At 58.8% G+C, this 13143-nt stretch carries 14 protein-coding genes and 1 tRNA gene; 4 read left to right on the forward strand and 11 right to left on the reverse strand.

Translation table 11 applies throughout. The annotated features are described in order from the left end of the window. Nucleotides 1-51 precede the first annotated feature (51 nt). On the forward strand, nucleotides 52-639 hold the full coding sequence (locus DA915_RS06375; RefSeq protein WP_080866080.1) for a YqaA family protein: 588 nt from the start codon (nucleotides 52-54) through the stop codon (nucleotides 637-639). A 138-nt stretch (nucleotides 640-777) separates the two neighbouring features. Further along, the gene (locus tag DA915_RS06380; RefSeq protein WP_020810810.1) at nucleotides 778-1332 is read left to right on the forward strand and encodes a dual specificity protein phosphatase family protein; all 555 of its coding nucleotides are present in this window, start codon (nucleotides 778-780) and stop codon (nucleotides 1330-1332) included. A gap of 217 nt (nucleotides 1333-1549) precedes the next feature. Here the strand turns inward: DA915_RS06380 and DA915_RS06385 are convergent, their stop codons facing one another. The 3 genes from DA915_RS06385 to DA915_RS06395 all read right to left on the reverse strand — a co-directional run bounded on the left by DA915_RS06385 (nucleotide 1550) and on the right by DA915_RS06395 (nucleotide 2455). Next, nucleotides 1550-1753 (reverse strand): hypothetical protein, encoded by a 204-nt coding sequence (locus tag DA915_RS06385; RefSeq protein WP_020012293.1) that lies wholly within the window; start codon nucleotides 1751-1753, stop codon nucleotides 1550-1552. A 225-nt stretch (nucleotides 1754-1978) separates the two neighbouring features. Then, nucleotides 1979-2239 carry a hypothetical protein gene (locus DA915_RS06390; protein WP_003502300.1) on the reverse strand — a complete coding sequence of 87 codons (261 nt, stop codon included), beginning with the start codon at nucleotides 2237-2239 and terminating at the stop codon, nucleotides 1979-1981. Between the two features lie 139 nt (nucleotides 2240-2378). Then, nucleotides 2379-2455, reverse strand: a tRNA-Pro gene (locus DA915_RS06395). 229 nt (nucleotides 2456-2684) lie between these two features. Here DA915_RS06395 and DA915_RS06400 point away from each other — a divergent pair. After that, nucleotides 2685-3221, forward strand: a complete 537-nt coding sequence (locus DA915_RS06400; protein ID WP_003502301.1) for a DUF1269 domain-containing protein — start codon at nucleotides 2685-2687, stop codon at nucleotides 3219-3221. 71 nt (nucleotides 3222-3292) lie between these two features. On the opposite strand, the gene DA915_RS06405 is transcribed toward DA915_RS06400, so the two are convergent. The 6 genes from DA915_RS06405 to uppC all read right to left on the reverse strand — a co-directional run bounded on the left by DA915_RS06405 (nucleotide 3293) and on the right by uppC (nucleotide 9082). After that, a complete protein-coding gene (locus tag DA915_RS06405) occupies nucleotides 3293-3937 on the reverse strand; it encodes a hypothetical protein (RefSeq protein WP_020012296.1) in 645 nt (214 codons plus the stop codon). A gap of 210 nt (nucleotides 3938-4147) precedes the next feature. Next, nucleotides 4148-4207, reverse strand: a complete 60-nt coding sequence (locus tag DA915_RS29435; protein ID WP_153315055.1) for a hypothetical protein — start codon at nucleotides 4205-4207, stop codon at nucleotides 4148-4150. A 130-nt stretch (nucleotides 4208-4337) separates the two neighbouring features. Next, nucleotides 4338-5579 (reverse strand): polysaccharide biosynthesis O-antigen ligase family protein UppF, encoded by a 1242-nt coding sequence (gene uppF / locus DA915_RS06415; protein ID WP_107675428.1) that lies wholly within the window; start codon nucleotides 5577-5579, stop codon nucleotides 4338-4340. Then, nucleotides 5576-7129, reverse strand: coding sequence for a polysaccharide biosynthesis glycosyltransferase UppE (gene uppE, locus DA915_RS06420; RefSeq protein WP_107675463.1), 1554 nt, complete (start codon nucleotides 7127-7129; stop codon nucleotides 5576-5578). The genes uppF and uppE overlap by 4 nt, the downstream gene beginning before the upstream one ends. Before the next feature lie 221 nt (nucleotides 7130-7350). Next, nucleotides 7351-8493, reverse strand: a complete 1143-nt coding sequence (gene uppD, locus DA915_RS06425) for a polysaccharide biosynthesis type 4 glycosyltransferase UppD (RefSeq protein ID WP_192886423.1) — start codon at nucleotides 8491-8493, stop codon at nucleotides 7351-7353. Between the two features lie 16 nt (nucleotides 8494-8509). Then, the gene (gene uppC / locus DA915_RS06430; protein WP_003502309.1) at nucleotides 8510-9082 is read right to left on the reverse strand and encodes a polysaccharide export protein UppC; all 573 of its coding nucleotides are present in this window, start codon (nucleotides 9080-9082) and stop codon (nucleotides 8510-8512) included. Between the two features lie 210 nt (nucleotides 9083-9292). On the opposite strand from uppC, the gene uppB reads away from it, so the two are divergent. Continuing rightward, entirely contained in the window at nucleotides 9293-11560 is a 2268-nt protein-coding gene (gene uppB / locus DA915_RS06435; protein WP_107675430.1) for a polysaccharide biosynthesis protein UppB, read from the forward strand. A 7-nt stretch (nucleotides 11561-11567) separates the two neighbouring features. On the opposite strand, the gene uppA is transcribed toward uppB, so the two are convergent. Both uppA and DA915_RS06445 read right to left on the reverse strand, forming a co-directional pair. After that, a complete protein-coding gene (uppA, locus tag DA915_RS06440) occupies nucleotides 11568-12794 on the reverse strand; it encodes a polysaccharide biosynthesis GNAT family N-acetyltransferase UppA (RefSeq protein WP_080866085.1) in 1227 nt (408 codons plus the stop codon). A 97-nt stretch (nucleotides 12795-12891) separates the two neighbouring features. Beyond that, complete coding sequence (locus DA915_RS06445; protein ID WP_003502315.1) at nucleotides 12892-13104, reverse strand: DUF2842 domain-containing protein; 213 nt, start codon at nucleotides 13102-13104, stop codon at nucleotides 12892-12894. Between the last annotated feature and the right edge of the window lie 39 nt (nucleotides 13105-13143).

The following is a 13143-nucleotide window of genomic DNA, read 5'->3' on the forward strand; positions in this document are numbered from 1 at the left end:
CGGCCTGCCCTGGCTCCTTCACTCCGCAACACTCTTCCCCGGGGACATGAAATGCTGAAAAACATCTATGCCTGGACGATGGCGCTCGCTGCGCGCAAAACCGCCGTATGGTGGCTGGCGATCGTGGCTTTCGTGGAAAGCTCCGTCTTCGTCGTGCCTGCGGATGTGCTTTTCCTGCCCATGGTGCTGGCCAAGCCGAAAAAGGCGATGTTTTATGCCCTCGTGGCAACCGTCGCCTCGGTTCTCGGCGGCATCGCTGGCTGGTTCCTCGGTCACTATGCCTTTGAGAGCATCGCGCGGCCCATTCTCGAATTTTACGGCAAACTCGACAGCTTCGAGCATCTGAAGAGCTCGGTGGATTACGAGACCATCGTTCTCCTGCTGGTGACATCGGGCCTCGCGCATCTGCCCCCGATCAAGGTCGTCACGATTCTCTCCGGTGCGGCCAATATCAGCCTTGGCCTCTTCATTCTTTCGGCTGTCGTCACGCGCGGCGCGCGTTTTTTCATCCTTGCCGGGTTGCTGCAGAAATACGGTGAATCGGTACGCCATTTCATCGAAAAACGTCTCGGCGCCATCACCGCTGCGGCCGCCGCCGCACTCATCGCGGTCTATGCCGTCTACGTTTTTGTGCGTTGATCAAGCGCAAATTTTCTACTCTTACAATACTGTCGCAGAACTTTCAGCTTACTGTCAGAATCCACCTGTATCGGTTCTCTCGTCGAATGAGGGAACCGTTTTATTATGCGAAGATTCTGGAAGTGCTCCTTTTGGGGCATGGGTATTGCTGTGCTTGCCACAGGCGGTTATCTCTACGCCATTCAGCTCCTCGGCAATTTTCACGAGGTAGTCGCGGGGCAGCTTTATCGCTCCAACCAGCCGAGCAATGAGCAGCTCGTCCGCTATACCAGGGACCATGGTATCAGGACGGTCATCAATCTGCGCGGTGCGAATGAAGCCAAGGCCTGGTATCGGGATGAGGTCGAGACCTCCCGCGAGCTCGGATTGAATCACATCGATTTCGGCATGTCGGCCAGCCAGGAGCTTGACATGAACAGGGTCAACGAGCTGGTCGCGATCATGCGCGATGCGCCGAAACCCATTCTCATTCATTGCAAGGCCGGTGCGGACAGGACAGGCCTCGCCACCGCTCTCTATCTCAGCCGCGTCGCACGGTTTGATGAGGAACAGGCGGAAAGCCAGCTTTCCTTCCGCTTCGGCCATATCGGCATTCCCTATCTGTCGCAAACCTACGCCATGGACCGGACGTGGGAAAACGCGGAAAAGATGCCTGTCATCGACGATTTCGCGATCGCGTCCAACGAATATTGAACATCGCGTGGGGCAGGCGGTGTAGGCAACAGATGCCGGCACCGCCCTTCGTCGGGACACCTTGCCGGCTACGCCCACACAGCGGACTACCACGCAGCCTTAAACTTATCCCATCGCCCCGGCAGCCGATATGGCGGAGGATTTTTGTCCAAGGCTCAATCGCTCATCAGGCTTGCCGGTGTGTCATCGCGCCCAAAAGACTGTGGCGGAGACGATTCTAATCCCGCCTCGCGTCGGGCTTCCACCCGCGGGTATATCCATTTCCCATGATGGCGACCGCAAGGGAAAGCTGTTCCTGCAAATGCTCGATTTCGCCGAGAAGCGCTTCGACAGCCGCCTTCGCATCGCCGTCATGACACTGGATGACATATCCCGCTATGTCGTCGGGCCGTGTAGGGGTGATTTTTTCAGCGTCGGGCATAGTGGATGACCTCTCTTTTGTTCACTAAATGTTCTAATTTTAGCGGAGAGTCAACAAGGCAATGCGCGCTGTCCTTCTAAGGCTAGCGGCTTTACACCTGAGCTTATATTGTCGGGAATTTAACCGGAGAACGCTCTCGATCAAAAATGGGGATCGAGAAGAGAACGGTCGGAGCACGGGATTCTGGCCCAAAACCCCTACGGCTTGGTGCCGCAGAATCAAACGTTAATGAACGGACGGATCGTCGCCATCCAGGAAGCTGCGAATCCCATCTTTCTCACAAGTGGCCAGGAATTCTTCCCAGGCGTCTTTGTCGGTAGCGAAAGGTTCGTCCCAGGTGGTGACGTCATCGTGCTCGCTGATAACCTCGAGCGTCCAATCCTGCTGGGTACCAGCGGGCCGGTAGATATCAACAAGGACGGTGATGCCCTCGTCTTCAAACTCGCCCGAGAATTCTGAGTGTTCTATTTTCGGTTTTTTTGCCATCTCAGCACACTTCGTTCTCAAGGCTTGGATAAATGCACACCCGAACAGGGTCGTTTAAACTCGCGCATAGCGCTCATTACTAGAGAGCTAAAACAAATATAGCCAGCTCTGGGGGAACTGGCTATCTATCTGATTTTAATGGTCGGAGCGGCGGGATTCGAACCCACGACCCCTTGACCCCCAGTCAAGTGCGCTACCGGGCTGCGCTACGCTCCGAACCTGAAAGCCGTTTATATATAAGCCTGTTAGGGTGCAAGCGGAAAATGGTCTTTTCATAAAAAAAGGAACAAAAGGTGTGGACGGCAGGAAGGGGCCGGGGCAGGGTGATGCTTCCCGGCATGGGCGACCGTCAAACGCGTGACACATCCTCTTTCCATCATTGCCGGAACAAGCTGCGTTCTTCGGCGTTCAATCGCAGCGGAATTGAAACTCAGGGAGACGAACTATGTCCGAACTCGTCGTTGTTGGTTTTGACGGAACGGAAGTGGCCGACAGGGTGCTTCTGAAGCTTGCAGGCCTGAAAAAGGAATATCTGGTCGATCTGGAAGATGCCGTGGTCGTCGTTCGCGATGAAGACGGCAAGGTGCATCTGAAGCAGAGCGTCAATCTGACGGCAATCGGCGCAAGCTCCGGTTTCCTGTCTGGCGGTCTGTGGGGCGGCCTTGTCGGCCTGCTGTTCCTCAATCCGCTGGCGGGATTTGCCATCGGCGGCGCGATTGGCGCCGGCACGGGCGCCCTTGCGGGTTCGCTGACGGATTTCGGTATCGACGATGATTTCATCAAATCACTCGGCGAGACCATTCCCAATGGTTCTTCGGCGCTATTCGTGCTGATCCGCAAGGTGCAGCCGGAAAAGGTGCTGGCAGAATTCGAAGGCCTGCGCGGGCGGGTCATCAAGACCTCGCTGTCGCCGGCGCAGGAAGCGCAGCTGCAAAAGGCGCTCTCTGGTGGAACCGAACCGGCCACCGCGCCTGCCGTCTGAGCAGACGAAAAAGCGACGCTGCGGCATGTTCCATGTCGCAGCGATCCGTTCAGTCCTCGGGAAATCTGGCTTTATACGGTCAGGGTGCCGTTTTTCGCCTGTGGCCAGGTGAGATAATAATAACGGCTGCCGACGCTGCCGAAAAACGCGTTGTCGCCGGAAACAGTGTCGACATAGGCGCCGGTCTCGCTTCTGGCATAAGCCGAGCCGTCGCGTTTGAGATGGTCTTTCAGAAAGTCGCTCCATCCCGTCGTGGTGATCTCCGTCGTCGGCTTGGAGGTGGTTTTTGTATCGGAGGCCACGTCCCACGCCTTGATTTGGGCGCCCTCGGCGGGATCGGAGACCGTCAGCGTGCCTGTTGTCAAAGCCTCCAGCATGGCCTTGGCCTGCGAAGCCTTGTCCGGGTCCCTGGTCAGTTCTTCCAGCATCTCCTTCAGCTCCTTCATGAAATCGGCCTTGCTAATATCGCCGGAAGAAAGCTGCGTATCGGTATCGTCGGTCTGCGTGTCTTCGCTCGAGGTCTGGGAATATTGCGCCAGAAGCTGGGTGAGGCGCGTATTGGTGGAAGAAGATGAGGTGTCAAGCCCGTAGGAATCGAGGAGAGCCGCCCGCGTCGAGGAGGATGTGGCAGGGGAATTGTCTTCCTGCTCCTTGATGGCCTTGAGGGCGAGCCTGGTGGCGGTGAGGCGGGTGGACAGGTCGATGGAGGAGACCATTGCGCTAGCTGTTTCCTTGATCGGGCGATACGGATCATTCGTACCGAACCGGCGCAGCGGGCATCGATCCCGCCTTTCGTCCTCTCTCATAAGAAGACCGGGTACATCCCGGCCGTGTTCGGCGTGGGATGCACCCGGTCTTAATGGTCGGACTTTGCGCGACGCTTGCGGATCAGTTCTCCTGAACGGAGACGCCGTTCGGGCCGATATTCATCTCGATCCCCTTCGGCTTGCTTTCCTCGTGCCAGACATAAGCCCCAAGGCCAACAAGGACCACCAGGAGTGCGCCGATGATGAGATAGAGATTATTGGTCTGCGTCATAAGATGTCTCCCCGTTTAACAATCAGAATCGGGGGCTAAACGCATGAAATGGCGTAAGGTTCCGTAAGGGGAAGCGTTTTAGGCGGCCCGCGCGCGGCGGTGTAGGCTTTCGCGCTTCTCAAGCGCCATGCATCCCCACAATATGCCCAGCAGCAGGAAGAAATGCCGCCAGTGGTCGGTATCAATGACGGCGCCGATCATTACATGTCCGACGAAGGTCACCCAGGAAATGATCAGGAACGGCTGCCACGGGCGTGGCCGCAGCAGATGCCTGAAACCTGCGGCAATGGTCCAGCAGATCAGGACCAGATAGATGACGAAACCGAACCAGCCATGCGTGGTCAGGCTCTTCAGCCAGATATTATGTTCGGCGGCGGGGAAGATATTGTCGAACACCATGGGGCCGATGCCGAGCGGGTGTTCCATGGCGAGCAGGAAGCCGAGATAGTGGCGTGCAAAACGCCCGAGATGGCCGCCATCATAAGATTGCACCGCCGAAGCGCGGCTGGAGAACAGATCCGCCACCTGCTTGAACTGCAGCGCGATGATGACCGCCGCAACCATCAGCCCGGCGGCGACGAGAAACAGCACGAGGATTTTCAGACGAAACGCAGCCGTCCGTTCCTTCAGCAACATGACGAAGACGAGGAGAATGGTGGCGAACAGAAACAGGCCCCAGGCCGCGCGCGAGAACGACAGGAACACGCCAAGCGACAGGATGAGCAGCCCGACGATCCGCCAGGGCGCATGCATCGCCTTGCCGGTGAGAAGGCCGTAGATCAGGTAAAGCGAGGGTGTCACCAGAAAGGGACCGAAGACGTTCGGGTCCTGAAAGGCGCCTTTTGCGCGGTCGTAGAGGGTGAAGACCTCAAAACCCGGAATGGCGTGGAAATATCCGATGATGCCGAGCAGCGCTGTGATCAGCGCTGCCGTAAGCCAGGCCCGGAAAATCAAAAGCAGCCGCTGGTACTTGTCCTCCACGATCGCCGCATAAAAAACCGAGGTCAGCGCCAGGAAGGTCGAGACGGCGAGATAGAGCGGTCCCTCATCCAGATCGGCCATGGTGGTGAGCGAAAGATAACCGCCGACATTAAAGGCAAGCAGCAGGCACAGAAGCAGGACGACGGTGCGCGAAAGGCGAAGGCCAAGCAGGAACCACACGGCCACTTGTCCCACCATCATCAATTCATAAGGGGCCGGTTCGGAGATGACGAAGCCGGAAAGGAACACGCCGAAGGCGATGAAGAACGATCCGATGAGCCGCATGGTGGCCAACGGTGCGTCGAAATTCGCCGCGTGCTGGTAACCGGTGTGGGTCAATAGGCGTTTTCCGATTTGAGCAGCCGTATCGGCGTGAGGAACAGGATCTTCAGATCGAGGAACAGTGACCAGTTCTCGATGTAATAGAGATCATATTCGGTGCGGAACTTGATCTTGTCGCCGTGGTCGATCTCGCCGCGCCAGCCGTTGATCTGCGCCCAGCCGGTAACGCCGGGCTTCACCTTGTGGCGCGCGAAATAATGCTCCACCACCTCGGTATATTTCAGATCGCCCGTCTGGGCATGAACGGCGTGCGGGCGCGGCCCAACGAGCGAAAGATCGCCATAGAGAACGTTGAAGAGCTGCGGCAGCTCGTCCATCGAGGATTTGCGCAGGAAGCGGCCGACGGGTGTGACGCGGGGGTCGTTCTTCGTCACGGCCTTTTTAGCGGTGGGATCGCTGAGTTCCGTATACATGGAACGGAACTTCCAGACATTGATCGTTTCATTGTTGAAGCCGTGGCGCTTCTGCTTGAAGAGAACAGGGCCTTTCGAGGTCGTTTTCACCGCAATTCCCGCCCCCACCATCACCGGCCACAAAATGGCGATACCGATGAGGCTGAAAGTAATGTCGAACACCCGTTTCGCCACCGAATCCCAGTCACGGATCGGCTTGTCGAACACATCGAGCATCGGCACCTTGCCCACATGGGAATAGGCGCGGGGACGGAAACGCAATTTATTGGCATGCGCCGCGATGCGGATATCGACCGGCAGTATCCAGAGCTTGTGCAGGAGCTGGAGAATGCGCGCCTCGGCACTGAGCGGCAGGGCGATGATCAGCATGTCAAGCTTCGTCAGACGGGCAAACTCCACCAGTTCAGCAAAGGTGCCAAGTTTGGGATAACCGGCGACAACTTCGGGAGAGCGGGCGCTTTTCCGGTCGTCAAAGATACCGCAGATGCGGATATCGTTATCGGATTGCTGCTCCAGCGAGCGGATAAGGTCCTTGGCGGTATCGCCACCGCCGACGATGACGGCGCGGCGCTCCATGACGCCGTTGCGGCCCCAGTGGCGAATGGCAAAGCCGAGGATCAGTCGATCGGCGAAGATCGCGATCGCACCCGTTGCGTACCAGATGCCGAAAGCCTGCCAGGAGTGCAGCGCATCGGGAAAGAAGAGGAGAAGGAAACAGGCAATTCCCACGAAGGAGAGACAGACAGCGCCCTGAATGCGAGCGAACATCTTTAGTGGCGTGCGCAGCGTCGGAAGCTGATAACAATCACCCGCCTGCAGAAGAAAGACGCAGAGCGCCGCCCCCAGCACGCCACCGCCGAACACCGCCAGAAATGTTTCGAGACCGCGATCGGCTGCGATGCCGTTGACGATGGCGGCGATGACCACGAGCATCGTGAATTCGAGAAGCCGCAATTGCCCGATCACCATATTGGGCGAATGATTGCCGGCGCGAAGCTGGTTGGCGATCTGCCGAGCAAGCGGATTGAGAACGACGGGTTCGGATGCGGAGGATTCTCCGGTTTGACGCTCGGAGATTTTCTTGCGCAATGACGCCAGATCGAATTGCAGTCTGTCCTTGTCAGTCTTGGTCATTGCTTTGGTCCGCACCCTCCAGCGCATCGACCTGAAAACCGCACAGATTTTCAACCGGAACGATACGCAACCTCAAAGTGGTAGAGCGCCCTTTGTGCATCCGGGTGGATGGCCGCGCTCTACGAGCAGAAAACTAGCCGAAACATGCTAAGAAACGTTTATGATCAGTTTCTACAGGACGGCTGGAATATACAATTAAAAATCGTGTTTTTAAAATAACTTTAGCTCGTCAGCAGGTCGCGATAGAGCTTCATCATCTCATCGGCCATAACAGGGGTTGAAAATTTCGCCTTGAAGCTGTCGGGGTGCGGCATGACCCGCTGCGCCCAATCGGCATCCTCGGCATCCTTGACCATGATGCGCGCCAGCGCATCGGCATCGCCCGCCGGGACGAGCGCCTCGCTGTCTTCTCCGAGGATTTCGGGAATGCCGCCGACATGCGAGGCAATGACCGTCTTTCCCGCCGCAAGCGCTTCCAGCACGATATAGGGCATGGCTTCGGCGCGCGAAGGCACCACCACCGTCGTCGCCAGTTCGAAAGCCTGTCTGGCGGGCATGGCCGCATGCATGGAAATCCGCCGGGAAAGCCCGGCCTTGTCGATCATCGCGGCATATTTGTCCCTGTCCGGTCCATCGCCGACGATCACGCCGGACATGGGCTGGCCGAGGCTGCGTTCCATTTTCGCGAATGCCCTGATGAAGACATCCGGTCCCTTGAGATCACGGAGCATGCCGATGTAGAGGAAACGGGCCGTATCATCGCGGGCGGGGACGGTTTCGAACTCGCTTTCCTGCACGCCGTTATAAATCATCGCGGTGTGGGTGCGCGGCTTGCCGACCTTGGCTTCGTAAGTCGTCTGCTCGAAATTGCAGACGAAACAGAGCGCATCGGTGAAATGCTCCTGAAACCGCTCCAGCCGCAGGAAGAGCTGCCCCTTCAGGCTGTTTCTGGCATAATGCAGGCTGCCGCCATGCGGGGAATAGAGGCGGGCTACGCGATACCTGTTCGCCCGCAGGAGTGAGCCGATCAGCCGGGCAAGAGCGCCACCCTTGGCGCTGTGCCCGTGCAGAATGTCCGGCCGCAAACTTTTGATGTGCTTGTAGGATTTCCACAGCGCCATGAGGTCGCCGGGGCTGATGGACCGCCGGATGGGCAGGCGGGTGAGCCCAAGCTCCAGCATCGGCGTGATCTGTTCGAAAAGCCGTTCCTCATGCGCACCGCCGGTGGAACTGTCGCAGACGATGCCGACCTTGTGGCCCTGTTTGACATGTTCCTCGATAAGGTCGCGCACATGGCGGAAAACGCCGCCCACCGGGGAGCGGAAGCAGTGAATGATGCGCAGGGGAGGGCCGTCATCCGACACGTTCGCCGCTCCGTTTTCAGAAGAAGCGTTCGCGTACATAGACGGTATCACCCGCCAGAATGGGGGCGGTGATCCCGATCCGGCCGGTCATCACCTCGGCATTGATCTTGCGGGTGATGTCGACATCGGCCTGGTTGGCGCGCGGGGTGAAGCCGCCGGCAATGGCGATGGCGTTCTGTACCGTCATACCAGGCACATAGGAATATTGGCCGGGACGGCCAACTTCGCCCATGATGAAGACCGGACGATAACGGTCGATCTCGATCGTCACGTCGGGATCGCGCAGATAACCCTGGCGCAGCTTGGCGGCGATGGCCGCTTCGAGCTGCGGCAGCGTCTTGCCGCGCGCCGGAACCTGGCCGACCAGCGGGAAGGCGACGTAACCGGCCTGATCGACCGTATAGGTATTGGTCAGCCCGGCCTGCTCGAACACGTTGATGCGCAGCCTGTCGCCGCTATCGACATGATAGGGTTGCAGGGCAGCCTCATTGAAGGACCTCGGCGCGGGTTGATATGCCGCGCAGCCGGAAAGGGCCGTCAGAACGGCAAGCGTCAGTGCGGTGACATGTCGTGATCCGGCGAGCGGCATCTGATCTGGCTCCGAGTCGATCTTTGATCATTCTTATCGTTCTGTTAGGGTTAATGTGCGGTAAACAACCCGGGCGAGCGATGGTAATATCAGCTTTATTTCGTCGGATTCTCCGGGATTAACTGTTGTGTTACCGGCAAGACTTAAACTTCGCGAAAATTGGCCATCTATATTTGAGCGCCCGAGGTTTGTCTCGGTTACGGAGCCTGCATGAACGGCGATCGCATTGACGACAGGGATGTGGATATCGATCTTGCGCAGCTTGTCGCAGCCATATGGCAGCGCAAGGGACGGATCGCGGCGATCACGCTTCTGGCCGGAGGCTCCGCCTTCGTGATATCAAGCATGATGTCGCCCGCCTACAAGGGCGAGGCGCGCGTGCTCATCGAATCCCGCACCGCCTCCTTCGGCGCTTCGCAGCAGTCCAATGCGCCCGCCGAGCCCGTGCTCGATGAATTGACCGTTTCCAGCCAGGTGCAGATCATGCAGTCGGTCGATCTCATCAAGCAGGTCGCCAAAGACATGAAGCTCTACGAGCTGGATGAGTTCGATCCGGAAGCCCATCCTTCGCTCATTTCGCAGCTGCTGGTCGCCGTCGGCGTCAAGAAGGACCCGCTTCAGGTGCTGCCCGAAGAACGGGTGCTGAAGGCCTTCCGGGAGAAGCTGCAGGTCTATCAGGTCGAAAGCTCGCGCGTCATCACCGTCGAGTTCTCCTCGCAGGACCCCAAGCTTGCCGCCGCCATCCCCAATGAGATGATGAAGGCCTATATCGCCCTGCAGAGCGGCGCGAAACTGGATACAAGCACGGAAGCGGCGCGCTGGCTGGAACCGGAAATCGCCAATCTGCGCGAAAAGGTGCGCGACGCCGACAGGAAGGTCGCAGATTACCGCGCTTCGTCCGATCTTCTCTCGGCGGGGCAGGGCGAAACCCTCGCCACCCGCCAGCTCAGCGATATCTCCACCGAACTTGGCCGTATCCGCGGAGAGCGCGCCAATGCGGAGGCGCGGGCGGAAGGCGTGCGCAACGCGCTTGCTACCGGCCGTCCGCTTGATACTTTCCCCGATGTCGTCGGTTCCCCGACGATCCAGAGGCTGAAGGAAAACGAAACCACGATCCGCAGCCAGATTTCCGATCTCTCGTCTTCAATGCTGGAAGGCCATCCGCGCATCCGGGCGCTGCGCAACCAGCTCGACGGCATACAGCGGCAGATTCAGGAGGAAACCCGCAAGGTGCTGGCAAGTCTCGAAAACGAGGCCAATGTTTCGCGTCTGCGGGAACGGCAGCTGATCCAGCAACTGAACATGCTGAAATCGGAAAGCGTGCGTGCGGGTGAACAGCAGGTCGGCCTCAACGATCTGGAGCGGGAAGCTTCGGCGCAGAGGCAACTTCTGGAAACCTATCTTGCCCGTTATCGGGAAGCGACGTCGCGCGCCGGCTCGGTGGATTCCACGCCGGCCGATGCTCGTGTCATTTCGACGGCGGTGGAGCCGCGCGAACCCTATTTCCCGAAGATCGGCGCCATTACCATCGTCGTTACTCTGGCGGCCTTTCTGCTGTCCTGCATCGTGGTCATGCTGGTGGAGCTTTTCACCGGCCGGGCCTTGAAGCCGATGGGCCGGAAGCAGGTTCCGCCGCTCTCCGATCCGCCTTCCCCTTCGCGTGCTCCAGCCGATCCGGACAAGGCAACGGATATGCCGGAACAGCCTGTTGCCGTGCATCATGAGAGCATACCGTCTGCTGCGCGGGCCATGCCGGTTGCGGCATACCAGCCCGCTGCCGAAAAGGAGCAACGGCACCTGCCGGCTGTAGCCGCTACCGCCACGCTGGCCCCGCCGGTGGAAGCTGTCGCGGCTGCGAAGGAAGAGGCAGTGGAAGAGGACGTCGACACTTCTGACGATTTCTCGATCGATGCTGTCGCAGGTTTCCTGGCCAGCCGTCTTGCCAAACCGGTTGCCGCCATTGTGTCTCCAGCCGGTGATAGCGGTTCGACAACGACCGTCATGCTGGCTCGCGCTTTGTCCGAGATGGGCCGTTCGGTCGTTCTCGTTGACATGACGGCGTCTGCCTGTCCGACGCGGCTGATGGCGCCGGAAGCCGGGCTTCCCGGTGTCATGGACCTTCTGGCGGGTGCGGCCGCCTTCGGTGAAACCATTCACAGTGACCGCCTGTCCGACGCCCATATCGTGCCGCGCGGCAATGCGCAGCCGCGCGAGGCCATGCGCGCCATAGATCGCCTGACGATGATCCTCGGCGCGCTCTCCGACGCCTATGATACGGTTCTCGTCGAATGCGGCGCGGTGCAGATTTCGAGCCTTGGGAAAATGCTGCGCAACCTGCCGGCGGAAATCATCGTCTCGGTTCCCGGCAAGGATAGCGAACTTCTGGAAAAGACGCTCGGTGAACTGGTTGACCAAGGCTATGAACAGGCATTGCCGATGACCGGTATGCGCAAGCCGGACCGTCTGAGCGCGGCGTGATCTGCGCTCAGTCGGCAGCGGTGTCCGTCTTCGGCCGTCCGGCACGAAAACGCTGAATCAACGCATAAAGCGCCGGATTGGATTTGATCAGGCTCTTCGTCCGGGCAATGGCGACATAGACCGAGGCCGCTGCGCGACCCTTCAATGTCACCGGTAGGAATATATCGTGCTGCACGGTGAAAAGCGGGCACCAGCTGCGCTTATAGAGCTGGTCGCCGACGCCGAAATCGAAGATCGCCGCCTTCTCTCGACACGCCCTTTCGATCATCAGCCAGAACAGCAATTCGCCGGGGCTGAGTTCCGAAACGGACTCGTCGATCGAGCCGAACTGGCAGATGATGTGATCCTGCTTGCGCGAAAGGCCGGCTATCGCGGCAATGACGCCCTCGTTTTCACCATGAAGGCGAATGGCATGCAGTTCCAGCAGGCTGCCTGTGCCCGTCTCGGGAAAATTGGCGAGATCGTAGAAGAAATCCTTCACAGATTGATTGCGAAAGACATCCGGAATGCCCTGCGAGGCGAAACGGGCGGCCTTCTGGCGGAAAAACGCCTGCAACAATTCGCATCTTTCCTGTGGCGAACGCGCGATCACATGGCTGTAACCGCCCATTTCCTCGGCCCTTCGGCTCTGGATGCGGAATTTCTTCCGTCGCCTCTTGGCATTGACCTGCCGAAGCGTGGCCTCGAAGCTCTCGAGCAGGGGAAGCTGGAAGGCCGGATTCTGGTTTTCGACGGAAGCAAGATGCGAGAGGGGATTGGTCCTGCCGCGCCACGTCAGCGGTATGTTCTGCAAAGCCAGAATATCGGCCCGGCCATGCAGCAGCTTCCGCGCCTCGCGGGCAATTGCCGCCGCGATTTCCTGTCCGGCCTGTTCGGCAAAGGAGGGGTCGAAAAGCCCCGTATTGATATTGTTGAAACGGCCGCCGGGAAAACGTGCCTTGCGGATGCCGCCTTCCAGCACGATTTCGAGCGGAAGCAGGAAGATCGTCTTGCCGCCCTGCCGGCCGCGAAGTGTCAGGAGCGCGCTGTCCTGCGTTTGCGCCCAGATGGAGCACCAGCCAAAACCCTGATGCAGCGAATTGAGCGGGTCGCCTTCCAGCTGCTCCCAGTCGGAGCGGATGGTTGCGGCGTCATCGACGAGATCGATCAACAGACGATCAGCACTCCGCCGCTCGTTTTGCACGGCGGTCGGCGCTTGCTTGTCGCTGATAAAGACCGGCTCCTCAGCCGCCATCCACTCTCTCCGGTTGTTTCGGTCGGACTATATCGTTCAGCGGCAAACAATCGGTTTATAATATTGCGACCTGTGGATGTTATACAACGGCTGGCGCTCAGCCCTGTTTTTTAGGTCCGGCCATCCATTTGATGATCAGCATCGCCGGCAAAATCCACAAAATTCCGGTGAACACGAAATAAGCGAGATGCACCCACCAGGGCGATTGCGCCAGAGTCGCCGATGCAATGGCCGTCGCCACCACGGCGTAAACGACGACGAGGCAGATGATGACGACGGTGCCGATGAGCGATCTGAGGCGAGGATGCATGAAATCTTCCGTGATTGAACAGCTGTTGCGACTATACCG

The organism is Agrobacterium sp. LAD9, assembly GCF_003031125.1.
GTDB classification, from domain to species: Bacteria; Pseudomonadota; Alphaproteobacteria; order Rhizobiales; family Rhizobiaceae; genus Agrobacterium; species Agrobacterium radiobacter.